General features: G+C 49.3%; 19 protein-coding genes. 16 read left to right on the top strand and 3 right to left on the bottom strand.

Going from position 1 to position 25,017, the window contains the following annotated elements; genetic code table 11:
* The first annotated feature begins 15 nt into the window (after positions 1-15).
* From DWX68_RS01990 to codY, 6 genes are all read left to right on the top strand, one after another.
* Positions 16-492: a 2Fe-2S iron-sulfur cluster-binding protein gene (locus DWX68_RS01990; protein ID WP_118491184.1), complete on the top strand. Its 477-nt coding sequence runs from the start codon at positions 16-18 to the stop codon at positions 490-492.
* Entirely contained in the window at positions 489-2,801 is a 2,313-nt protein-coding gene (locus DWX68_RS01985) for a molybdopterin cofactor-binding domain-containing protein (RefSeq protein WP_118468604.1), read from the top strand. The genes DWX68_RS01990 and DWX68_RS01985 overlap by 4 nt, the downstream gene beginning before the upstream one ends.
* Positions 2,802-3,227: 426 nt before the next feature.
* Entirely contained in the window at positions 3,228-4,871 is a 1,644-nt protein-coding gene (locus DWX68_RS01980) for a YifB family Mg chelatase-like AAA ATPase (RefSeq protein ID WP_118628468.1), read from the top strand.
* Positions 4,872-5,149: 278 nt separating this feature from the next.
* The gene (gene dprA / locus DWX68_RS01975; RefSeq protein WP_243027471.1) at positions 5,150-6,382 is read left to right on the top strand and encodes a DNA-processing protein DprA; all 1,233 of its coding nucleotides are present in this window, start codon (positions 5,150-5,152) and stop codon (positions 6,380-6,382) included.
* Between the two features lie 9 nt (positions 6,383-6,391).
* Positions 6,392-8,461 carry a type I DNA topoisomerase gene (gene topA / locus DWX68_RS01970; RefSeq protein ID WP_117795467.1) on the top strand — a complete coding sequence of 690 codons (2,070 nt, stop codon included), beginning with the start codon at positions 6,392-6,394 and terminating at the stop codon, positions 8,459-8,461.
* Between the two features lie 143 nt (positions 8,462-8,604).
* Positions 8,605-9,402, top strand: coding sequence for a GTP-sensing pleiotropic transcriptional regulator CodY (gene codY, locus DWX68_RS01965; protein WP_022360247.1), 798 nt, complete (start codon positions 8,605-8,607; stop codon positions 9,400-9,402).
* Between the two features lie 244 nt (positions 9,403-9,646).
* Here codY and purF read toward each other — a convergent pair whose 3' ends face one another.
* Both purF and DWX68_RS01955 read right to left on the bottom strand, forming a co-directional pair.
* A complete protein-coding gene (purF, locus tag DWX68_RS01960; RefSeq protein WP_118628467.1) occupies positions 9,647-11,071 on the bottom strand; it encodes an amidophosphoribosyltransferase in 1,425 nt (474 codons plus the stop codon).
* Positions 11,072-11,245: 174 nt separating this feature from the next.
* Complete coding sequence (locus tag DWX68_RS01955; protein WP_118628466.1) at positions 11,246-13,345, bottom strand: glutamine synthetase III; 2,100 nt, start codon at positions 13,343-13,345, stop codon at positions 11,246-11,248.
* 1,017 nt (positions 13,346-14,362) lie between these two features.
* Here DWX68_RS01955 and aspS point away from each other — a divergent pair.
* The 4 genes from aspS (at position 14,363) to gatB (ending at position 19,018) form a co-directional block, all read left to right on the top strand.
* Positions 14,363-15,694, top strand: a complete 1,332-nt coding sequence (aspS, locus tag DWX68_RS01950) for an aspartate--tRNA(Asn) ligase (protein WP_118628465.1) — start codon at positions 14,363-14,365, stop codon at positions 15,692-15,694.
* A 75-nt stretch (positions 15,695-15,769) separates the two neighbouring features.
* The gene (gene gatC / locus DWX68_RS01945; protein WP_118628464.1) at positions 15,770-16,063 is read left to right on the top strand and encodes an Asp-tRNA(Asn)/Glu-tRNA(Gln) amidotransferase subunit GatC; all 294 of its coding nucleotides are present in this window, start codon (positions 15,770-15,772) and stop codon (positions 16,061-16,063) included.
* A gap of 41 nt (positions 16,064-16,104) precedes the next feature.
* The gene (gatA, locus tag DWX68_RS01940; RefSeq protein WP_118628463.1) at positions 16,105-17,580 is read left to right on the top strand and encodes an Asp-tRNA(Asn)/Glu-tRNA(Gln) amidotransferase subunit GatA; all 1,476 of its coding nucleotides are present in this window, start codon (positions 16,105-16,107) and stop codon (positions 17,578-17,580) included.
* Between the two features lies 1 nt (position 17,581).
* On the top strand, positions 17,582-19,018 hold the full coding sequence (gene gatB / locus DWX68_RS01935; RefSeq protein WP_118628462.1) for an Asp-tRNA(Asn)/Glu-tRNA(Gln) amidotransferase subunit GatB: 1,437 nt from the start codon (positions 17,582-17,584) through the stop codon (positions 19,016-19,018).
* 170 nt (positions 19,019-19,188) lie between these two features.
* Here the strand turns inward: gatB and DWX68_RS01930 are convergent, their stop codons facing one another.
* Positions 19,189-20,268, bottom strand: a complete 1,080-nt coding sequence (locus DWX68_RS01930; protein ID WP_118628461.1) for a Xaa-Pro peptidase family protein — start codon at positions 20,266-20,268, stop codon at positions 19,189-19,191.
* Between the two features lie 218 nt (positions 20,269-20,486).
* Between DWX68_RS01930 and DWX68_RS01925 the strand changes: the two genes are divergently transcribed.
* From DWX68_RS01925 to rimM, 6 genes are all read left to right on the top strand, one after another.
* The gene (locus DWX68_RS01925; RefSeq protein WP_118628590.1) at positions 20,487-21,851 is read left to right on the top strand and encodes an MATE family efflux transporter; all 1,365 of its coding nucleotides are present in this window, start codon (positions 20,487-20,489) and stop codon (positions 21,849-21,851) included.
* 121 nt (positions 21,852-21,972) lie between these two features.
* Positions 21,973-22,314 (top strand): YlxM family DNA-binding protein, encoded by a 342-nt coding sequence (gene ylxM, locus DWX68_RS01920; RefSeq protein ID WP_118482387.1) that lies wholly within the window; start codon positions 21,973-21,975, stop codon positions 22,312-22,314.
* A gap of 15 nt (positions 22,315-22,329) precedes the next feature.
* On the top strand, positions 22,330-23,697 hold the full coding sequence (ffh, locus tag DWX68_RS01915) for a signal recognition particle protein (RefSeq protein ID WP_106999920.1): 1,368 nt from the start codon (positions 22,330-22,332) through the stop codon (positions 23,695-23,697).
* A gap of 81 nt (positions 23,698-23,778) precedes the next feature.
* The gene (gene rpsP / locus DWX68_RS01910; RefSeq protein ID WP_106999919.1) at positions 23,779-24,018 is read left to right on the top strand and encodes a 30S ribosomal protein S16; all 240 of its coding nucleotides are present in this window, start codon (positions 23,779-23,781) and stop codon (positions 24,016-24,018) included.
* 32 nt (positions 24,019-24,050) lie between these two features.
* A complete protein-coding gene (locus DWX68_RS01905) occupies positions 24,051-24,278 on the top strand; it encodes a KH domain-containing protein (RefSeq protein WP_022360235.1) in 228 nt (75 codons plus the stop codon).
* Positions 24,279-24,481: 203 nt separating this feature from the next.
* A complete protein-coding gene (gene rimM / locus DWX68_RS01900; RefSeq protein ID WP_106999918.1) occupies positions 24,482-24,994 on the top strand; it encodes a ribosome maturation factor RimM in 513 nt (170 codons plus the stop codon).
* Positions 24,995-25,017 lie beyond the last annotated feature (23 nt).

Raw genomic sequence — 25,017 nt, 5'->3', positions numbered from 1 at the left:
GGAGATTCACATATGATGCAGATAACGATTACTCTAAATGGAACGAAGATTTCCCCGGAGATTGAACCGGATACGCTTCTGATTGATCTGGTACGCAGTCAGGGCTGTTACAGTGTCAAGCGCGGCTGCGAGACGGCAAACTGCGGACTCTGTACCGTATTTCTGGATGAAAAACCAGTGCTTTCCTGTTCCGTGCTGGCGGCGCGGGCGGACGGTCACAGCGTGACGACGCTGGAAGGACTCCAGGAGGAGGCAAAAGAATTTGGCGCATTCATTGCCGATCAGGGAGCCGAACAGTGCGGCTTCTGTAATCCGGGCTTTATCATGAATGCGCTGGCGCTGTTCCGGGAAAAAGAGTTCCCGGAGGAGAATGAAATCCGCGAATATCTGGCAGGAAACCTGTGCCGCTGTTCCGGTTATGAAGGACAGCTTCGCGGCATTCTGGCATTTTTAGACTGGAAGAGAGAAAAACAGAAGGAGGCGGCAGAATGAGAGTAGTCAATACTTCTGTACGAAAAAAAGATGCGATGCAGCTGGTAACCGGACAGCCGGTTTACGTGGATGATCTGGCGCCGCAGGACTGCCTGATCGTCAAACTTCTGCGTTCCCCGTATGCGAATGCGATGGTAAAAACGATCAACACCGCGATCGCAATGAAAGTTCCGGGCATCGAGGCAATTTATACCTGGGAGGATGTGCCGCAGGATGCAAAGCGCTACACACAGGCGGGGCAGACATACCCGGAGGCGAGCCCGTATGACCGTCTCCTGATCGACCGCCATGTCCGTTTTCAGGGCGATATCGTGGCGATTGTAGCAGGAAAAGATGAAAAATGTGTCGATAAAGCACTCCGCCTGATCAAGGTACAGTATGAAGTCTTAGAGCCGGTTCTGGATTTCCATACGTCAAAGGACAACCCGATCCTGGTTCACCCAGAGGACAACTGGGAGAGTCTTGCTCCGGTCGGCGCAGACAACAAGCGCAACCTCTGCGCGCACGATGAGTGCGGCAACGGGGATGTCGAGGCGGTTTTAAAGGACTGCGACATCGTGATTGATCATGTATACCACACAAAGCCGTGCCAGCAGACGATGATGGAGACATTCCGTACCTATTGTTCGATCGATACCTACGGAAGATTAAATATTTTAAGTTCCACGCAGATCGTGTTCCACTGCCGCAGAATCGTGGCAAATGCGCTTCATATCCCGAAGTCGATGGTGCGCGTGAGCAAGCCGAGAATCGGCGGGGGGTTTGGTGCGAAGCAGACGGCGGTCTGTGAAGTCTATCCGGCATTCGTTACCTGGATGACGAAAAAACCGTCGAAGCTGATTTATAGCCGGATGGAGGCACAGACGGCGTCTTCGCCGCGCCATGAGATGGAGATGCATGTGCGTCTGGGCGCGATGAAGGACGGCACGATCCGCGGCATCGATCTTTACACATTGTCCAATACCGGTGCTTACGGCGAGCATGGACCGACAACCGTTGGACTGTCAGGACACAAATCGATCCCGTTGTATGGAAGTGTTGAAGCATTCCGCTTTATCAGCGATGTTGTCTATACGAATATCATGTCGGCAGGCGCGTACCGTGGCTATGGTGCGACACAGGGACTTTTCGCGATCGAGTCGGCGGTCAATGAGCTTGCAGACCAGATTCAGATGGATCGCTTTGAGATCCGCCTGAAAAACATGGTTAAAGAGGGCGATCTGATGCCAGCATATTATAATCAGGTTAATACAAGTTGCGCACTCGACCGTTGTGTAAAAAAAGTGCGTGAGATGATCGGCTGGGAAGACAAATATCCGGTGCGTGACATGGGCAATGGCAAGGTCCGCAGCGTCGGCATGGGTATGGCGATGCAGGGATCGGCAATCACGGCGATGGATGTCGGAAGTGCCCGTCTCAAAGTCAACGACGAAGGGTTCTATACATTGTCGCTCGGAGCGGCAGATATGGGAACCGGCTGTGACACGATTCTGGCGCAGATTGCGGCGGAAGTGCTGGAATGCCCAATCGACGCGATCACGGTGCTGGGCGCGGACACGGATTCATCCCCGTATGACTCAGGTTCTTATGCATCGAGTACGACCTATCTGACCGGAAAAGCGACCGAACGGTGTGCGTTGCGCCTGCGTGAGCAGATCTGTAAACTGGGTGCAGAACTTCTGGGCGTCCCGGCGGATGCAGTGGAATTTGACGGAAAAGAGGTATTCACAACCGAAAAAGCCGGGGATGAGACGAAGAAGATCGCTCTGGCTGATATCGCAACGGCGTCCATGTACGGGCATGAAATTCCGCTGGAGGTAACCGAGTCGAGAACCGCCCACATTTCCCCGCCTCCGTTTATGGCAGGTGCGGTTGAGCTTGAGATTGATATGGAGACAGGCGAAACCAGCGTTATTAATTATGCGGCAGCGGTAGACTGCGGTACACCGATCAATCCGAATCTGTCCCGCCTGCAGGTTGAGGGCGGTCTGATGCAGGGAATCGGCATGGCGCTGACGGAAAATATTACCCGCAATGCACAGGGGGGTGTGCGTGAAAATTCCCTGATGCAGTATAAGATTCCGACCCGGATTGACTATGGACATTTAAACGTCGAATTTGAGAGCAGTTATGAGCCATCTGGTCCGTTCGGAGCGAAGTCGATCGGTGAGATCGTTATCAACACGCCGCTTCCGGCAATTGCCGATGCAGTGTACAATGCAGTCGGAAAACGATTTTATGAGCTTCCGATCACGCCGGAGCAGATTGCACGCGCGGCGGCAGAGAAGCTGGGAGAAGATTTTATTTAAAGAGATAGATTAAAAACAAAAAGCTGCAGCAGAATGTTATAAGTTAGCATTTTGCGGCAGCGTTTTGTTTTTTTTGTGCGCACAAGCAATTAATTAGTGTCATAGTTTTAAGCTGTTTTGGCTTGCATTCTGCCGCAGGTCTATATATAATGAAAGAGTGAATATCTATTTTAGGTCTGGTAAATCTGATTTCATGATTCAAATCTATTTATTTTAATTTCAAATCAAATTCAAGTAGAATCTCTTTTATCTCAGTTGAGAAGACCCCACCTCTTTTGGGTGATATCAATTTCAGAGAAGATAAGATTGTTATAATATATTTTTAATTCTAAAAATTCAAAATATCATTAAAAGTATCCAAATTTTAAGCCTGTATGATATGAAAAATACAAGGCAAGGTAAAAAATCAATAATAGGGGGAAATATATGTTCAGTAAAATAAACAGTTTCAGCACCCGCGGCATCGATGGCTACCGGATCACGGTGGAGGTTGATGTGAGCAACGGATTGCCGAGTTTTGTCATGGTGGGCTACCTGGCGGAGGAGGTGCGGGAGGCGCAGGAGCGCGTTCGGACCGCACTTCGGAATGCGGGGTTTTGCCTGCCGCCTAAGCGGATCACGGTCAATTTATCGCCAGCCGGGGTGCGGAAAGAGGGAACGGGGTGTGATCTGGCGATCGCGGCAGGAATTTTGAGGTGCTTGTGGGAACAGGGTGAAAAGGCAAAAATAAGAAAGACGGATGAAACCTGCCCGGAAATGGATGGGGTGGAAGATGAGGAGAACAATTCTGCACCGGATTGGGACCAATGGGCGTTTATCGGTGAACTGGGTTTGGACGGCAGCATCAAGCCGTTGACCGGTGTTCTCTCGATGGTCTATGAAGCGCGCCGCTGCGGAATGAAACGGGTTTTTCTATCCGAAGAGAATGTACAGGAGGGACGGGCTGTGGATGGAATCGAGATCGTCGGAGTCCGGGATGTGAAAGCGCTGACGGCTTGCCTGCAGCATCCGGAACAGATTCACGGACAATGGTTCACACCAGATCTGTTTCAGGCGGGACAGGAAGAATTTGACGTCGATTTTGATGAGATCGTCGGACTTCCGCTGGTGCGGCAGGCAACCGAGGCGGCAGCAGCGGGGCGTCACAACATTCTCTATATCGGACCGGCTGGAACGGGAAAAACGATGGCAGCTCGGCGTATTCCGACAATTTTGCCGCCGCTTACGCTGGAGGAAAGCATTGAAGTTTCGAAGATATACAGTATCTGCGGTCTCCTGAATCCAGACACACCGCTGGTTTTGCAGCGTCCGTTCCGCAGCCCGCATCACAGCACGACCGCCCAGGCGATGGCGGGCGGAGGACGAAATCCGAAGCCCGGGGAGATCTCACTCGCCAGTTATGGAACCCTTTTTTTAGATGAGTTAACGGAGTTTCAGCCGAAAATTTTGGATTTGCTGCGTCAGCCGATGGAGGAAGGAAGCATCACGGTTTCCCGTCTCAACCAGACGGTTGTATTTCCGGCAAAAACGATGATTGCGGCGGCGATGAATCCCTGCAAATGCGGTTTTTTCCCAGATTTGGGAAAATGCCGTTGTACTCCAACCCAGATCCGCCGGTATCTGAACCGCGTTTCGGGACCATTTTTAGATCGAATCGATATTGGGGTGGAAGTACCGCGGCAGGATTTGGGGATGATGGCTGCAGAGAAGAGTATAGATGAGGGGAGTTTTCCACAGACAGAGCAGAGGAATTCCTCCGCTGTCATGCGCGCCCGCGTCATGGAGGCGCGCGCTCGACAGGAAAAGAGGTTTGCAGACGAATCGATCTCCTACAATAGCCAGATGACCCGCCGCCAGATCGAAGAGTATTGCCGTCTATCCGGGGAAGATGCGGTATTTCTGGAGAAGGTCGAACGGCAGCAGGGAATCAGTGCCAGGGGACACGGAAAGATTTTAAAAGTAGCGCGCACACTTGCCGATCTGGATGGACAGGCGGAGATCGGGCGGACGCAGTTGGCGGAGGCGATTGGATTCCGGAGTTTTGAAAAAAAATATTGGGGGAGTCTCTGAAAAGAAGCATGTCTAAAAGATCGAAAGAATAAAAAGTTTAACAAGGGTTGTAATTGTTATATCAGATGTGAGATGACTCCCACCTCTTCAGATGGCGAGAAGCAAATTAGTATCAGTGGTGGGAGCCAATCCCCCATCTGATATAGCCTCCGGCAGGATTGCTTAAGATGCGCAAAAGAAGTATGTCATGCTTTGCATGACGCGCATCTCGCAGCAAGAATGCCGAGGCATTCTTGAAGGTAAAAGGCAGTCGATCTGACATATATAGGGGGAAAGATATGGAAATAGGAAAAGAAGAGAGCAATGTACAGAATGCTCAGCTTTCTATGCAGGAACTATATAGAAAAACACCGGAACCGCCGCATAAAAATGTGCCTCTGACAGAAAATATGCAGTATTCCGACCGTGAGCGCATCCATGCCTACTGGCTATCGCGAGTGGATGGAATCGGCGCGGTGACGGCGGCTAAATTATATGAATCGTGCGGCAGTTTTGAGGGAATCTATGAGCGGGTTTTATATAATAGGAAGAAACTGGATCCGTTTATATGTTCCTTTCTCGGAAAGGCTGTGAAAAAGGGGCTGGAGGAAGCGGTTCTGCTCTTCAAACAGCGCGTGGAAGAATACGATAGGCTGGAGGAGCAGGGGGTACGTTTCATTCTGTGCGGTGAGGCGGCATATCCGAAGCGCCTGATGCATATCTATGATAAACCGATGTGGCTGTTTGTGCGTGGAATGCTTCCAGAAGATGCGAAACCATCCGCGGCAGTCATCGGGGCGCGCAGCTGTACGCCGTATGGACGACAGGAGGCAGAGTATTTCGGTCGGATTCTGGCAGAAAATGGCGTGCAGGTAGTGAGCGGCATGGCGCTGGGGATCGATCAGGCGGGGCATAAGGGCGCGATGGATGGCGGCGGACTGACGTATGCCGTGATGGGCTGTGGGATTGACACCTGTTATCCGCCATCCGGCATCCGACTGCATGCGCGCATCCGTGAACAAGGCGGCATATTGTCAGAATATGGACCGGGTGTACCGCCGACGGCATCCCATTTTCCAATCCGGAACCGGATCATCAGCGGACTTTCCGACCTGGTGCTGGTCGTGGAAGCACGAAAAAGAAGCGGCTCCCTGATTACGGCGGATCTGGCGCTGGAGCAGGGAAAAGAGGTATTTGCGCTGCCGGGACGGCGCATCGATCCGCTCAGTGAGGGCTGCAACCGGCTGATTGCACAGGGAGCGGGGATCGTGACGAAACCGGAGGATGTGTTGGATTTCTTCCATATAAAATGTAAAAATTCTTGTAAAAAAACAATAAAATCAGTAAATGCACTTGCCAAGTCGGAAAAAATGGTGTATAGTTGCCTAGATTCACAACCGAAACATCTGGAAGCGGTCATGAAAAGCTGTGGGGTGACAGCAGGGGAATGTATGACTGCGCTTTTAAATCTGGAAATGCAGGGATTGATCCTGCAGCCAATGAATCAATATTACGTTAGGAAGATTGTATAGAGGTCTGTTATGGCAAAAAATCTGGTTATTGTAGAGTCTCCGGCGAAAGTCAAGACAATTAAAAAATTTTTGGGTTCCAACTATGAGGTGGACGCCTCCGGCGGTCATGTGCGCGACCTCCCTAAGAGTACGCTGGGAGTGGACGTAGAGCATGGATATGAGCCGAAGTATATCACCATCCGGGGAAAGGGCGATGTGTTGGCGCGTCTGCGGAAAGAGGTTAAAAAAGCAGATAAGATTTATCTCGCAACTGACCCGGACCGCGAGGGAGAGGCGATCTCCTGGCACCTGATGAAAGCATTAAAGCTGGATGAACAGAAAGATAAAAAGGTTTACCGTATCAGTTTCAATGAGATTACAAAAAACGCCGTCAAGGCATCTTTAAAAGAGCCGCGTGCCATCGATGAAAATCTGGTGGATGCACAGCAGGCGAGACGTATGCTCGACCGTATGGTGGGTTACCTCATCAGCCCGCTTCTCTGGGCGAAGGTCAAGAGAGGACTCAGCGCCGGTCGTGTGCAGTCGGTCGCGCTGCGTATGATCTGCGACCGTGAGGAAGAGATCAATGCGTTTATACCGGAAGAATACTGGACGCTGGATGCAAAGCTCCACGTACATGGCTCCAGAAAGAAGCTGACCGCCCATTATTACGGCGATAAGGACGGCAGGAAGGCAATTCACAGCAAAGAGGAAGTGGAGGCGCTTATGAAGCGTCTGGAGGGCTGTGAGTACGAAGTGCGAGATGTGAAGCTGGGCGAGCGCGTGAAGAAGGCGCCGATCCCGTTTACGACCAGTACGCTGCAGCAGGAGGCATCCAAGACGCTGAATTTCTCAACGCAGAAGACGATGCGCCTTGCCCAGCAGCTCTATGAGGGCGTGGATATCAAGGGACGCGGTACAATCGGTCTGATCACCTACCTGCGTACCGATTCCACCCGCATCGCGGCAGAGGCAGATGAGGCGGCGAGAAGTTATATCGGCGACCAGTTTGGGGCAAGTTACGTGTCCGAGGCGCCGGCGGCGGCAAAATCAGACGCCAAGATCCAGGACGCACACGAGGCGATCCGTCCGACCGACATTACACTGACGCCGGTACAGGTAAAAGAACAGCTTTCCAGAGACCAGTTCCGTCTGTACCAGCTTATCTGGAAGCGCTTCACGGCGAGCCGGATGCGCCCGGCGGTTTACGAGACAACCTCCGTCAAGGTAGCAGCCGGAGAGGAGCTTTTCACCCTGTCGGCGTCCAAAATCAAATTTGACGGCTTCATGTCCGTCTATTCACAGGACGAGGATAAGGAGACCGACGGCGTTCTGAACGAGTCGCTGGAAGCAGGCATGAAGCTGGATTTAAACCAGTTAGAACCGGCACAGCATTTTACACAGCCACCGGCACATTATACAGAGGCGTCGCTCGTCAAGGCGCTGGAAGAGCAGGGCATCGGACGGCCAAGTACCTATGCACCGACCATCACGACAATCATCGCGCGCCGCTATGTAGCGAAGGAAAATAAGAACCTCTATGTGACGGAGCTTGGCGAGGTAGTCAACCGGATGATGAAGAAGGCGTTCCCATCCATCGTTGATTTGCAGTTTACGGCAAATATGGAGTACCTGCTCGACAGCATCGGGGACGGCACGATCGGCTGGAAGACCGTTATCGAAAACTTTTACCCGGATCTTGACAAGGCGGTTAAAGAAGCGGAGAAGACGCTTGAGAGCGTCAAGATTGCTGACGAGGTGACGGATGTGATCTGTGACCAGTGCGGGCGCAACATGGTAATTAAGTATGGTCCGCACGGCAAATTCCTTGCCTGCCCTGGATTCCCAGACTGTAAAAACACGAAGCCGTATCTGGAAAAGATCGGCGTGAAGTGCCCGAAATGCGGTGGTGAGATTGTCATCCGTAAATCGAAAAAGGGCAGAAGATATTACGGCTGCGAAAATAACCCGGACTGCGATTTTATGACCTGGCAGAAACCGTCAAAAGAAATGTGTCCGAAATGTGGACATATTATGCTCGAAAAGGGAAATAAGCTTCTTTGTTCTAACGAAGCCTGCGGTTTTGTAAAAAACTCATAAAAACTCTTGAAATAGATATTAATTATTAAAAAAAATGAAAAATACAGAAAAACTCTTGCTATTATACGAAAATCGTGTTACAATTCTTACAGGTTAGGATCGAATTCTAATTTACGATAAAGGCAAAGGAGGTAACTGGTAAAATGAGCGTTCAATTACTGGACAAAACTAGAAAAATTAATAAGTTATTGCACAACAACCATTCTCATAAGGTTGTGTTCAATGACATTTGTGAAGTCCTCAGTGACATACTGGAATCCAATATTCTCGTAATCAGCAAGAAAGGTAAAGTACTCGGAGTTGCGATTCATGAGGGTGTGGATGAGATCGAAGAGTTGATCAAGGATCAGGTCGGCGGTTTTGTTGACCGTATGTTGAATGAACGCCTTTTAAGCGTTTTGTCAACGAAGGAAAATGTCAACCTTGCCACATTGGGATTCGCCGAGGAGAACGTGAAGAAGTATCAGGCGATCATCACGCCTATTGATATATCCGGTGAGAGACTGGGTACTCTGTTCATCTACAAATCAGATGCACAGTACGACATCGACGATATCATCCTGAGTGAGTACGGAACCACTGTTGTCGGACTTGAGATGATGCGTTCTGTCAACGAGGAGAATGCAGAGGAGACAAGAAAGATCCAGATCGTTAAATCAGCGATCAGCACCTTGTCCTTCTCCGAACTGGAAGCAATTACCCACATCTTCGATGAGCTGGAAGGCAACGAGGGCATTCTGGTAGCCAGCAAGATTGCAGACAGAGTCGGCATTACCCGTTCCGTTATCGTCAATGCACTCCGCAAGTTTGAGAGTGCAGGCGTTATAGAGTCCCGTTCGTCCGGTATGAAGGGAACCTACATTAAGGTTCTGAACGATGTTGTATTTGATGAGTTGAAAGCGTTAAAAGCGCAGAACAACCGTCCGTCATCCAATGTATAAAAACATATAAGACATTTTAAACAAAAACAAAAGTTTTGACAAAACGTGAAAAAGTGTGAGGGATAAAAAAGGACTCGGTGAGAGCCCTTTTTTATGTAATAGGAAATTCCTTGGAATTCCCTATTACACAAAAAGGCACTAACGTGCCAATGATGCGCACTCGCGCGAAGCAGAAACATGTCGCAAGCGACCGCGCTCGGCGCGAGAATGTGCCAAGGCACATTCTTTTTTATTTGCACAATATTTATTCTAATGCATCCTTAATCTCCCCATCCGGCACATCCATCGGATAGTTTCCGGTGAAGCATGCCGTACAGAGCGGAAGTCCGCCTGCCATCTCCTCGAGATCTTCAACCGGCATATATCCAAGCGAATCCGCACCGATCTCCCGGCAGATTTCTTCGACGGAATGGCTGCTGGCGATGAGCTGTTTATTGGAGGGGACATCGGTACCGAAATAGCAGGGGAAGAGGAATGGCGGAGAGCTGACGCGCACATGGACTTCCTTCGCCCCGGCTTTTTTGAGCATGCGGATCAGGTTTTTCATCGTCGTACCGCGCACGATAGAGTCATCGACGAGGACAATGCGTTTTCCCCTGACAGCCGGTTCCAGAATATTAAGCTTGATACGGACGCTATTTTCGCGTTCTTCCTGGGTCGGTTTGATGAAGGTTCTGCCGACATAGCTATTTTTATGGAAAATAATCTCATATGGAATGCCGGATGCCTTCGCATATCCCATCGCGGCGGTCAGACCGGAATCCGGTACACCGGCGACGAGGTCGGCATCGGCAGGGAAGGAACGTGCGAGAGCAGCGCCGCCGCGCAGCCTTGCCTCATAGACGCTCACATTATCGATGTGGCTGTCGAGGCGGGCAAAATAGATGTATTCGAAAACGCAGTGCGCCCGTTTTTCCTGCTGCAGGCTTTTATCAGAAAAAACGCCGTCGCGGGTGATGGTCACGATCTCACCCGGTTCGATATTACGGATAAATTCGCCGCCGACCGAGGTGATGGCACAGCTTTCCGATGCCATGATCCAGACATTTCCCTTTTTGCCGAGGCAGAGAGGACGCAGACCAAATGGGTCACGAACACCGATCAGCTTGCGCGGGCTGGAGATAATCAGGGCATAAGCGCCACGTGTTTTTGCCGCGGTCCGTTTGATTGCCTCTTCAGCGGTCGGGGCAGCCAGACGTTCTCTGGCGATGTGGAACGCGATTACCTCTGAATCCATCGTCGTCTGGAAGATTGCGCCGGTTTCTTCAAGCTGGCGGCGCATCTCAAACGCATTTACCAGGTTTCCGTTGTGCGCTAGACAGAGTGTTCCCTTAAAATACTTAAGTACCAGTGGCTGTGTGTTTTCGATGGTAGAAGAACCGGTTGTGGAGTAGCGGACATGACCAACTCCCAGATTGCCGCCGAGGCGTTTTAACGTCTCCTCATGAAATACCTCATTGACAAGTCCCAGCCCTTTGTAGCAGTTGACAACGCCCTTTGGACCGTTCGTGTCACAGACTGCGATGCCGCATGACTCCTGACCGCGGTGCTGGAGTGCGCTGAGTCCGTAGTACATATCTCTGGCAACATCGCCGCCCTCCAGGTCAAACATTCCAAATACGCCGCATTCCTCACGAAGCCCGGTTTCGTATGTGAGTGACTCCCTCATGATATAAACCTCCTTTGTATTCAAGATACCTGAATGATAAGAAAATAACAGGGATAACAACCCAAAATTGACTGCAAAATATCAGTATAAAAGACAATATACCAATATTTTGCAGCCAAATCATAACACATTTTTCTCGATTTTTCAATCAAGTCATAATATTGACATGTCAGATTATACGGAGAACAGAAGTTCATCGTAAGTCGGATACGGCAGGAAGGAATCCGGAATCAGGGCTTCTGCGGTATCAACGCTGCTTCTCAAGTCATCCATCTTGGCAAGAATCGTATAGTGGAAATATGCAACCTTCTCGATATTATCTTCCATGGATTCTGCCGCTTTTTCAGCCTCTGCCAGTGCTTCGGTTTTCTCGGAAATCTCGGTGTAGAGACCGGACAGCTTCTCAAGCAGTTTGCTCTCGGCGCTGATCGGTGCGTCCGGCAGGATTGCCTTTGTCTTTGCGGCGGTTTCAGCCAGCTCCTTGCAGTAGGAGAGGACGGACGGCAGGAAGGTCTTCTTCATCATCGAAAGCATCGTCTTTGCCTCGATGTTGATGGTCTTGATGTAGTTCTCTTCCTTGATTTCGTAGCGGGAGAAGAGTTCCTCCTTGGTGTAGATGCCGTGTTTCAGGAACAGTTCTACGTTTTTCTCAGCAATCAGGCGCGGAAATGCCTCTGCGCAGCTCGGCAGGTCGAAGAGTCCGCGTTTGTGAGCTTCCTCTACCCATTCGCTGGTGTAACCGTTGCCGTTGAATACGATGTGACGGTGATCACGCAGCACTTCCTTTAAGAGCAGATGGATTTCTGCCTCCAGAGCCTTGCCTGAAAGACCTTCCAGACGGTCTGCAAATTCGCCTAAAACTTCAGCTACGGCTGTATTGATGACAATGTTCGGTTCCGATACAGAGAGAGCGGAACCTGGCATACGGAACTCGAATTTATTGCCGGTAAAGGCAAACGGAGAAGTACGGTTGCGATCGGTTGTATCTTTGATAAAGTGCGGCAGAACCTTTGCGCCCGGCTTCATGGTCTGGACTTCTTTTGCCTCAGACTCGAGATCTTTTTCCACAATATCGAGAACTGCTTCCAGATCATCTCCGATAAACATAGACACGATAGCTGGCGGTGCCTCGTTGCCGCCCAGACGGTGGTCATTTCCAGCAGTTGCAACTGATACGCGGAGCAGATCGCCGTAGACATCGACTGCCTTGATCGTTGCGAACAGGAAGAGAAGGAACTGTAAGTTCTTTGCCGGATCGCGGTCCGGATCAAGAAGGTTTTCGCCGGTGTTGGTCGATAAAGACCAGTTGTTGTGTTTACCGCTTCCGTTTATGCCCTCAAATGGTTTCTCATGGAGCAGGCACACAAGACCATGTTTCTCTGCCACACGTTTCATGATTTCCATAGTGAGCTGGTTGTTGTCAACTGCCACATTGGTAGTCGTGTAGATGGTGGCAAGTTCATGCTGCGCCGGAGCTACCTCGTTGTGTTTGGTTTTTGCCGGAATACCGAGCTTCCAGAGCTCTTCATCCAGTTCTTTCATGAAAGCGGAAACTCTCGGACGGAGAGCGCCGAAATAGTGGTCATCCATTTCCTGACCCTTCGGAGCTGGTGCGCCAAACAGAGTTCTTCCGCAGAACTTCAAATCGTTTCTCTTATTAAACAGCTTTTTATCAACCAGGAAATACTCCTGTTCCGGACCAACGGTGGAGACAACGCGGGTCACATCTTCATTTCCGAAGAGCTTCAGGACACGCAGCGCCTCGCGGTTGATGGTTTCCATCGAACGCAGAAGAGGGGTTTTGGTATCAAGTGCCTCGCCGCTGTAGGAACAGAATGCGGTCGGGATGCAGAGTGTATCGTCTTTAATAAATGCCGGGGAGGTTGGATCCCAGGCTGTATAACCTCTTGCCTCAAAGGTGGCACGAAGTCCGCCGGATGGGAAACTGGATGCATCCGGTTCGCCCTTTACCAGCTCTTTGCCGGAGAAATCCATGATAACTTCGCCATTGCCAACCGGGTTGATGAAACTGTCGTGCTTCTCAGCAGTGATGCCGGTCATCGGCTGGAACCAGTGTGTGAAGTGAGTTGCACCATTTTCAACGGCCCATTCCTTCATTGCAACTGCGACTGCATTTGCAATGTCGAGATCCAGATGACTGCCATTTTCAATCGTTTTGCGGAGTGCCTTATAAACATCTCGCGGCAATTTGCTTTTCATGACTTTGTCGTTGAATACAAGACTTCCATACAGTTCAGGGATGTTTTTTTTCATAACTCATGTCTCCTTTCAGGTTTTATGTCTGCGATTTTGTGATGATTAAATCCACGTAAGATGAATGTGCTCTGACACATTCTCACGCCGGGCGCGGTCGCTTGCGACAGCTTACATCTTCGCGCGAGTGCGTATCATTGGCACGTTAGTGCCTTTTGGTGTAATAAGGAATTCCAAGGAATTTCCTATTACATAAAGAAAAGGGCACCTCGATCATCTCGAAGCGCCCTTGCTTTTATGTGTAGTAGTATACACGAAAAATTCTGAATGTCAATACAATTTGCACACGAATTTTGAAAAAATGTTTCAAGGGAGGATATTGTACAAGATTTCTTCTATTTAAGTCGAACATCTGTGAGACTTGGCGCGTGATACTGGTCAGCGAAGCTGACATATTCCATACAGAATTACTGCGTGAAAAAAAATTAAAAAACCTCTTTACAAACTCAGAAAAATAGTTTATAGTTTGAACATAAAAAATTGAATCCAACGGGGTGGGCAAGGATGCCATGATAATCATGGTATTCGTGCCCACTTTTTTAAAAGGCAAAGATGGAGACTCTGTTTCGAAGAATCCGACAGAAAGACGCGGTCACCGGCTGAGAGCCGTGTCAGGAGGGAGCGGGACAATAGGGAACACTCCGGAGCCGGATGACTGAGAGCAACGCTGGACACCCCGCCAGCCGCCGCAGGTAGGTCATCACGTGACTGCGCGTTAAGCAGCGAAAGAGTAAAAAGAAAAACAATCGTTTCTTTTTAAATGCGGGTGGTACCGCGGGAATATCCCGTCCCGGAATGATGTGAGTGAACGTCATTCCGGGACTTTTTGTGTAATAGGAAATTCCTTGGAATCCCCTATTACACAAAAAGGCACTAACGTGCCAATGATGCGCACTCGCGCGAAGATGTAGTTTGTCGCAAGTGACCGCGCTCGGCGCGAGAATGTGCCAAGGCACATTCTTTTTCATTATTCCCGTCCCGGACATATCAAAAAGCAGAGAAAGAGAGGAAACAGCGATGGAATTTATGACAGGTAAAAAGGAAAAAGAAGTGCTGGATCTGGCAGCCGTGTTTGCAGACGGTATGGATGGACGGGAAGTAAAGGTAAACGGCGCGATCATGAGTGTCCGCAACATGGGCGATATCGCATTTGTGATTCTCCGGAAACGTGACGGCGTGCTGCAGACTGTCTATGAAAAAGGTGTGACCGACGCGGATTTTGCTGAATTAAGAGAAGAAACATTCGTAGAAGTTTCCGGTGTCCTCCGAAAAGAAGAGCGGGCGCCGAGAGGCATGGAACTTCGTTTAAAGAGTGTTCGGATCCTCTCGAAATCGGAAGAACCGATGCCGATTGCCGTATCAAAATGGAAAATGAGCGCATCTCTGGAAGCCAAACTGGATATGCGTTCTCTGACACTCCGCAACCTGCGGGAGCGCGCACGTTTCAGAATCCAGGAAGGAATCGCACGGGCATTCCGGGAGTACCTGCATGGAGAAGGATTTACGGAAATTCATTCCCCAAAGATCGGAGCAAAAGGAGCCGAGGGCGGAGCAAACGTCTTTAAACTCGATTATTTTCACCGCCCGGCGGTGTTAGCGCAGAGTCCGCAGTTTTACAAACAGATGATGGTCGGCGTGTTTGACCGTGTGATGGAGGTTGGTCCGGTGTTCCGTGCGGAGAAGCATAACACGAAACGTCATTTAAACGAATATACCGGACTGGATTTTGAGATGGGATATATCGATGATTTTACCGATATCATGGCGATGGAAACCGGATTTCTTCAGCATATGGTGGAAATTTTAAAGAAGGAATATTCCACGGAGCTGGAAATCCTTAAAGTCAAACTTCCGGAAGTAGAGAAGATTCCGGCAGTGACCTTTACCGAGGCGAAACGCCTTGCCTCCGAAAAATATGGAACCCAGATCAAAAACCCATACGATCTGGAGCCGGAGGAAGAACACCTGATTGGACGCTACTTTAAAGAAGAGTACGGCGCCGATTTCGTGTTTGTCACCCATTATCCATCCAAGAAGCGTCCATTCTATGCGATGGATGACCCGACAGATCCGAAAGTAACACTCAGCTTTGACCTTTTATTCCGTGGACTGGAAGTCACAACCGGCGGACAGCGTATCCACAGCTACACCGAGTTGATGGAGAAGATTGAAAAACGCGGTATGGATACCGAGGGAATGGAACAGTATTTAAGCACCTTCAAACACGGTATGCCGCCTCACGGCGGACTCGGTATCGGTCTGGAACGTATGACGATGCAGCTGCTTGAAGAGGAGAATGTCCGTGAGGTTTCGCTCTTCCCGAGAGATATGAGCCGTCTGGTACCGTAACGTGACAGGACGCAATTTCCTATGAAACAAAGAGCTTGTCCATAACACATATTATAATAGGAAGGAACAGAACTTATGGCAGTGAAAATAGACGATGAAATGATTGATTATGTTGGTATTTTAGCAAAGCTTTCCCTTTCCCCGGAGGAAAAAGAGGCAGCGAAAAGCGACATGAGCCGGATGCTTGAGTATATCGATATGCTGAATCAGCTTGACACTTCGGAGGTAGAACCGATGTCGCATGTCTTTGACATTCACAATGTGTTCCGCGAAGATTTCGTGGAAAATGGAGATGAATCAGATGCGATGCTTTCGAATGCACCAGAGCAGAAAGAAAAACAGTACAAGGTGCCGAGGACAGTGGAGTAAAAAGAATTAGAGATATAAGCAGCGATATGGAGGAAATCAGGATGGGAATTTCAGAATTAACAGCGCTGGAGCTGGGAAAAGAAATTAAAGAAAAACGAATCTCCGTCCGGGAGGCGGTACAGGCATCTCTGGAACAGATTCATAAATATGAAGATATAGTTCATGCTTATGTAACGCTGACCGAGGAGGCAGCACTGGCACAGGCGGATGAGATCCAGAAACAGATTGACGATGGCATCCTGACCGGACCGCTGGCGGGCGTTCCAATGGCGATCAAGGATAATATTTGTACAGAGGGAATTGAGACAACGTGCAGTTCCAAAATTTTAAGGGGATTTGTACCTCCGTACTCAGCGGAGGCAGCGCTAAACCTCAAAAAAGCCGGTGCGATCCTGCTTGGCAAGACAAATATGGATGAATTTGCGATGGGAAGTACGACCGAGACATCCTGGTTTGGACCGACGAAAAACCCGTGGAATACAGAGCATGTACCGGGCGGATCTTCCGGTGGCTCGTGTGCGGCTGTCGCAGCGGGAGAGACCTTTTTTGCTCTTGGTTCAGATACGGGCGGTTCCATCCGCCAGCCAAGTTCCTTCTGCGGCGTGACCGGCATCAAACCGACCTATGGAACGGTTTCCCGGTATGGTCTGATCGCCTATGGTTCCTCGCTGGATCAGATTGGACCGATTGCGAAAGATACCGCAGACTGCGCGGCAATTCTGGAGACGATCGCTTCCTATGATAAAAAGGACAGCACCTCTGTCAAGCGGGAGGCGTACAATTTTACCGCTGCCCTGACCGGAGAGGTAAAAGGGATGAAGATCGGAATCCCGTCCGATTATCTGGGCGAAGGACTCGATGAAGATGTAAAAAAAGCCGTTCTGGCGGCAGCTGAGGCGTTAAAAGAACGCGGGGCAGAAGTGGAGTTTTTTGATTTAGGCATGGTTGAGTATGCGATTCCAGCATATTACGTCATTGCATCGGCGGAGGCAAGCTCCAACCTGTCCCGGTTTGACGGTGTGAAGTACGGTTACCGCACACCGGAATATGAAGATTTACATGAAATGTATAAAAAGAGCCGTTCCGAGGGCTTTGGACCAGAGGTAAAACGCCGTATCATGCTCGGTTCGTTCGTTTTGAGTTCCGGCTACTACGATGCATATTATCTGAAAGCACTCCGCACAAAAGCATTGATTAAACAGGCATTTGACAAGGCGTTTGAGAAATACGATGTCATTCTGGGACCGGCAGCGCCGTCCACGGCACCGCTGCTGGGCGACAGCCTTTCCGATCCGATGAAGATGTATCTGGGCGATATTTATACTGTTTCGGTCAACCTGGCAGGTCTTCCGGGCATTTCAGTTCCGTGCGGGCTGGATTCGAAGGGACTTCCGATCGGGCTTCAGATGATCGCAGACTGCTTCCAGGAAAAAAAGCTGTTTGGCGCGGCATCTGCATACGAAAAGGCGAGAGGTGCATGGAAGCTTCCGGTTATGACAGACAAGGAGGGCAGATAAGATGAAGAAAGAATATGAGACAGTCATCGGCTTGGAGGTACACGTAGAGCTGGCGACGAAAACCAAGATTTTCTGCGGCTGCTCCACCGAATTTGGAGCAAAACCAAATACTCATACCTGCCCGGTTTGTACCGGTATGCCGGGTTCTCTGCCGGTTTTAAATAAGAAGGTCGTTGAATACGCGATGTCTGTCGGTCTGGCGGCAAACTGTGGTATCAACCAGTTCTGTAAATTTGACCGGAAAAACTATTTTTATCCGGACAATCCGCAAAACTACCAGATTTCCCAGCTGTATCTCCCGATCTGCCACGACGGTTATATCCCGATCGATACGCCTGCCGGTGAAAAGAAAATTCGTATTCATGAAATTCACATGGAGGAAGATGCCGGAAAGCTGATCCACGACGAGTGGGAAGACTGCTCGCTGGTTGATTACAACCGAAGCGGCGTGCCGTTGATCGAGATCGTTTCTGAGCCGGATATGCGGAGTTCTGATGAGGTTATTGCCTACCTCGAACGCCTGCGCCTGCTGGTACAGTATCTGGGCGCATCCGATTGTAAGTTACAGGAAGGTTCGATGCGTGCCGATGTCAACTTATCGGTCCGTGAGGTGGGAAGTGAGACATTTGGTACGAGAACCGAGATGAAGAACTTGAACTCTTTCAAGGCGATTGCCCGTGCGATCGACGGCGAGCGCGCCCGCCAGATTGAGCTGCTGGAAGAGGGCAGGAAGGTCATCCAGGAGACGAGACGCTGGGATGACAACAAGGAATACTCCTATGCGATGCGTTCTAAAGAGGATGCGAAAGATTACCGTTATTTCCCGGATCCGGATCTTCCGCCGGTCTGCATCAGCGATGAATGGCTGGAATCCGTCCGTGCCGCCCTGCCGGAATTGCAGCCGGAAAAAATGGCACGTTACCAGAGTGAATATGGTCTGTCTGAATATGACAGCCGCATTCTGACTGAGTCTAAGAAGATGGCGGATATGTTTGAAAAGACCACTACCATCTGCCAGAAACCGAAGAAAGCGGCAAACTGGCTAATCGGCGAGGCAAGCCGCCTGCTCAAGGAAAAAGGACAGGACGCTGAAAGCCTGTGGTTCTCCCCGATGCATCTGGCACAGCTCATCGATCTGGTCGATGCCGGAACGATCAATAACAACACGGCAAAAGAAGTATTTACAGCTGTTTTCGAGCAAGATGTCGATCCGTCCGCCTATGTCGATGCACACGGACTTGGCATGGTCAATGACGACAGTGCCCTGGAACAGGCAGTTTCCGATGTGCTCGCCGCAAACCCGAAGACGGTGGAAGAGTACAAGAGTGGAAAGACAAAGGTACTTGGATTTCTGGTTGGTCAGGTGATGAAAGCGATGAAGGGCAAGGCAAATCCGGGTAAAGTGAATGAAATGATGACGGAGAAGCTGAACGCGTAAAAACGCCTTTTTATAAATGAAAATTATAATTAGCTTTTAAAGAAAAGTAAAAAGAAACTGTCTACAGATGCTGGATTTCTGGATGATTCGTGATTTGTAATCGGAATTACCAGAAATACCATCTGTAACAGTTTCTTTTTTATAATTATGTTATAAATGATGCGATGTGATTACTCTACAATATCCAGCTCCTTGCTGAAGGAGTTCAGAATCTCGCATCCGTCCTCAGTAATCAGCACCAGATCCTCGATTCTCACACCAACTTCGCCTTCTACATAAATACCTGGTTCGATGGAGAAGATATTGCCAACCTCAGCGACCTTGGTGTTCGCAGAAGAAACATCGCCGTACTCATGTACTTCCAGACCGATGAAATGTCCCAGCCGATGGGTAAAGTTCGGACCATATCCGGCATCCTCGATGATCTGGCGGGCAGCTTTATCGACTTCGCAGAGCGGAACGCCCGGTTTCAAAATTGCTTCTGCGGCAGCATTTGCACGGCGGACGGTCTCATAAATAGCGCGGTGCTTCTCAGATGGTACTTTTTTATAGAAGAAAGTACGTGTCATATCGGCACAATAGCCATCCTTCCTGCATCCAACATCAAACAGGACGGTGTCGCCTTCTTTTAGAACCGTGTTGTCCGGACCGTGGTGTCCAAGCGCGCAGTTTGCACCGAAGCCAACCAGTGGTTCAAAGGAATATCCGTCTGCACCGAGACTCTTATAAATATCTAACATCTTGGAAGCGATCTCTTCCTCAGTTACGCCCTCATGGATCAGACCTCGGAACTGTGCCATCGCCTTATCGTTGATTGCGGAAACCGCACGCATTTTTTCACGTTCTTCGTCATCCTTGCACGCACGGACCTCATCGACGCAGATGGAGCTGACCTTGTAGGAGGAAGCGCCCGAATGATCGATGACCGGAATCAGGAAACGGGCAGCAAATGTTTTATCAATACCGAGCGGTTTGCCTGCCTCAACACAGTCGCACAGAGGAGTCAGGTAATCGTCTGTATCCGAGAAGCGGAATTTCTCTACGCCCAGATCTTCCGGAACGGTAAAGAGGTTATTGATAAAGATCTTATTCTTGCCGGACTGGTTAATGTAAAGTGCCAGCAGACGTTCACCCGGATCAATAAAACGACCCGTCAGATAATAGATCGCATAAGGATCGGAAATAATCATCTGCTCGAGTCCCTCTGTTTCCATTTTCTTCAAAACGTTCTCAAGTCGCTGTGTGTTCATCATGATGTCCTCCTTATAAGTAAAGTGGCTGTAACTGTGAAGATGCCAGACAGTTTACGCCGTAAATTATCTACCCTTATTATAAAACGCGCCGGGAAAAAGTCAACGATTAAAAGAACGCTTGAAAAGCGCATGGAAAGGGGGTAGAATAGTATCAACTGACCAGCCTTCGAAAAATGAAAGGACTTTTATTTTTAAGATACGAAAGGATGAAAAACATGGCGAAATCCTATGAAATGGATATGTGCAATGGTCCGATTCTCGGAAAGGTACTTACATACTCCATTCCGCTGATGCTTTCCGGTGTGCTTCAGCTTCTTTTCAATGCGGCAGATGTGATCGTGGTGGGGCGTTTTGCAGGCAGCCAGTCTCTGGCTGCAGTCGGCTCGACCAGTTCCCTTATTAATCTTCTCATTAACGTCTTTATCGGTCTGTCGATCGGCGCGAACGTCCTGGTAGCGCGCTATTATGGTGCGAAGAATGACCGTGACATGAGCGAGACAATCCATACGGCGATCACGGTCAGCCTGATAAGCGGGCTGTTTCTGGTCTTTTTGGGTTTGTTTACCTCACGTTTCTGGCTGGAACTGATGGGGACGCCGGACGATGTCATCGATAAATCGACGATCTACATGCGGATTTATTTTGCCGGTATGCCGGCAACGATGGTGTACAATTTCGGAAGTGCAATCCTGCGCGCGATCGGCGATACGAAACGTCCGCTGTATTTCCTGACCGTGGCGGGTGTTATCAATGCGGCACTGAACGTATTCTTTGTTACCCAGCTCCAGATGGATGTAGCAGGTGTCGCGCTGGCAACCGTGATTTCCCAGTGTATTTCCGCATTTCTGGTTATCCGCTGCCTGATGCGTTCAGATGGCGCGATGAAGCTGTCGCTTTCCAAGCTGGAAGTCAACCGGAGAAAACTTCTTCTTATTATAAAGGTAGGCCTTCCGGCTGGTATTCAGGGAGCAATTTTTGCGATCTCCAACGTACTGATTCAGTCGTCTGTCAATTCCTTCGGTTCGATCGCGATGGCAGGCAACACGGCATCGCAGAATATCGAGGGATTTGTGTATACCTCGATGAATGCGCTGTACCAGACCAATTTAAGCTTTACGAGCCAGAATATCGGAGCGGAGAAATATACGCGGATCAAAAAGATCCTTGCCACCTGCCAGGGCGTCGTTGTGACAGTAGGACTGGTGCTTGGATTTGCAGCATACCTCGGCGGTCCGTGGCTGTTGCAGATATATTCAGAAGACGCCGACGTTATTTCCTATGGACTGCTCCGGATGTCGATCATCTGTACGACGTATTTCCTGTGCGGCGTGATGGATACGATGGTCGGAAGCATCCGCGGACTTGGGTATTCGATCCTGCCGACGCTAGTCTCTCTGACCGGCGCCTGCGGACTGCGAGTGATTTGGATCTTTACCATATTTGCAGCGCAGCGGTCGCTGGCGATCCTGTATCTGTCGTACCCAATCTCCTGGGCGGTCACTGCGACGGCACATATGATCTGCTTCTGGCGGGCGGCGAAGAAGATGCCGAAGGAAGATGGCCATCCGGTGCGGGGATAGAATTTGAAAAACATAAACAGAACGTCATTAAAAAATAATTCGATTGATAATCTGATTGGTGTAAAGAAAAAATACTTGACACCAATTAGATTATCGTGTATGATAACACAGGTGATGAGGAATGGAAAAAATTGTTGAACAGGGTCTTTTGTATGATTTCTACGGAGAACTCCTGACAAAGCATCAGCAAAGTGTATATGAGGATGTGGTATTTAACGATCTGTCCCTCAGCGAGATTGCAGACGAACAGGGCATTACCCGTCAGGGTGTGCATGATCTGATCCGGCGCTGTGACCGTACACTTCTTGGTTATGAGGAAAAGCTTGGACTGATTGCCAAATTCCAGAAAACCAAGGAAAAAGTAACTGAGATTCATCGGTTGACGGAAGAATTCAGCCAGACACAGAATCAAGCGCTGATTGAGGCAATCGGGCGAATCTCAAACGAGATATTGGATTTATAATGCAGGAGGTTTTTGATGGCATTTGAAAGCTTGGCAGACAAACTGCAGAATGTGTTTAAAAACCTGACAGGCAAGGGACGACTCAGCGAGAGCGACGTAAAAGCCGGACTCAAAGAAGTCAAGATGGCCCTTCTGGAAGCGGATGTAAGCTTCAAGGTAGTAAAACAGTTTATCAATTCTGTACAGGAGCGGGCGATTGGAACCGATGTTTTAAATGGTCTGAATCCAGGACAGATGGTAATAAAGATTGTCAACGACGAGCTGGTCAAGCTGATGGGCTCCGAAATGACAGAGATTGCGTTAAAACCGGGCAATGAGATTACCGTCATCATGATGGCAGGTCTCCAGGGTGCTGGTAAGACGACCACGACGGCAAAGATTGCCGGAAAGCTCAAGGCAAAGGGAAAAAATCCATTGCTGGTAGCATGTGATGTCTACCGACCGGCGGCAATCGAACAGCTGCAGAAAAATGGTGAAAAACAGGGTGTTCCCGTATTTGCGATGGGAACGAACCACAAACCGGTCAATATCGCAAAGGCAGCGCTTGAGCACGCGGCGAAAAATGGCAACAATGTGGTTATCATCGATACAGCCGGTCGTCTCCACATCGATGAAGCGATGATGGATGAGCTGGTTGAGATCAAAGAGAATGTGGATGTTTATCAGACACTTCTCGTTGTAGATGCCATGACTGGTCAGGATGCAGTCAATGTAGCGAGCATGTTTAACGACAAAATCGGCATTGACGGTGTGGTTCTGACAAAGATGGATGGCGATACGCGAGGCGGTGCGGCTCTTTCTATCAAGGCGGTAACCGGAAAACCGATTCTCTATGTCGGTATGGGCGAGAAACTTTCCGATTTGGAACAGTTTTACCCGGACCGTATGGCTTCCCGGATCTTGGGCATGGGCGATGTTCTTTCCATCATCGACAAAGCATCTGCTGTGATCGACGAGGAGAAGGCAAAAGAACTCGGCCGCAAGATTAAGAAGGCAGAATTTGATTACAACGACTTCCTCGATCAGATGAACCAGATCAAGAAGATGGGCGGCATGGCGAGCATCATGAGCATGATGCCGGGCATGGGACAGCTTAAAGGTCTGGATTTAGATGAGAATGAGAAGACGATGGGACGCGTGGAGGCGATCATCCTCTCGATGACAGCCGAAGAGCGGCGCAACCCGGATCTGATGAATCCGTCCCGCAAGAAACGAATCGCACAGGGCGCAGGCGTGGATATCGCAGAAGTCAACCGCCTGGTAAAACAGTTCGGAGATATGAAAAAGCTGATGAAACAGCTTCCGGGCATGGCAGGCGGCGGAAAACGCAAGGGTCTTGGCGGACTCGGCGGTATGCTTGGCAAGATGAAGCTGCCGTTTTAAACAAGTGTTAGTAGATGCAGTGTGCATTAGCTATATTTTATAATTCAAGGAAATAAGGAAAATTTCAGGAGGTAATTTAAAATGGTAAAGATGAGATTAAGAAGAATGGGTCAGAAGAAAGCTCCTTTCTATAGAATCGTTGTTGCAGATTCCAGATCCCCGAGAGATGGCAGATTCATCGAGGAGATCGGTATCTACGATCCGAACACAGAGCCGAGCACTCTGAAATTCGATGAGGAAGCTGCTAAGAAATGGTTAGCAACAGGCGCTCAGCCGACAGAGACTGTTGGTAAACTCTTAAAGATCGCTGGTATCCAGTAAATCAAGCATACTGACCTGTGAGGTGCAAAGGTATGAAAGAATTAGTAGAAGTTATCGCGAAAGCACTGGTTGAGAACCCGGACGAGGTAGTGGTTACAGAATCGGTCAAAGACGATGAGACTGTAATCGAGCTTTCCGTTGCACCGGCCGATATGGGTAAGGTAATTGGAAAACAGGGTCGTATCGCGAAAGCGATTCGCTCGGTTGTCAAGGCGGCTTCATCCAAGGAAGACAAGAAAGTTATTGTAGAGATTCAGTAATACAGACGAAGCTGAAAAGCCGGCTGCCTGAAAGGGTGTCCGGCTTTTTTATTTCATAGGAAATTGCGTCCTATGAAATAAAAAACGCTCCGCGAGGATGCGCACTCGCGCGAAGCAGAAACATGTCGCAAGCGACCGCGCTCGGCGCGAGAATGTGCCAAGGCACATTCTTTTTCATGTATTTTATACAGGAGGATTACAGAATGGTTGATTATCTGAGAGTTGGTGTAATTACATCCCCGCATGGCCTGCGCGGAGATGTGAAAGTATTTCCTACCACCGATGATGTGAATCGTTTTAAAAAATTAAAAAAAGCGTATATCGACACTGGAAAAGAAAAAATGCCGGTGACCGTGGAACAGGTGCGTTTTTTCAAAAATATGGTCATTCTTAAATTTAAAGAGATGAATCGGATTGAGGACTGCGAGCCGTTTCGTAATAAGGATATTCTGATCACCCGCGATCAGGCGGTGAAACTGAATCCAGATGAGAATTTCATTGCCGATCTGATTGGTCTGAAAGTGCTGACGGACGAAGGCGAGGAGTTCGGTACGGTGAAAGATATCCTTCAGACAGCGGCTAACGACGTGTATGTGATCGAAGGACCTGAGGGCAAAGAATACCTTTTCCCATCCATCAAGGAATGCATCCTGAATGTGGATCTGGAGGCTGGCACTGTAACGGTTCATATCATGGACGGTCTGCTGGATCTGTAAATGGAATGAAAATCCTAAAATGA

The organism is Clostridium sp. AF20-7, from assembly GCF_003479275.1.
Classification (GTDB): domain Bacteria; phylum Bacillota; class Clostridia; order Lachnospirales; family Lachnospiraceae; genus Otoolea; species Otoolea fessa.
Note: the sequence above shows the minus strand (reverse complement) of the source record. Positions and strands in the feature narration are given on the sequence as shown.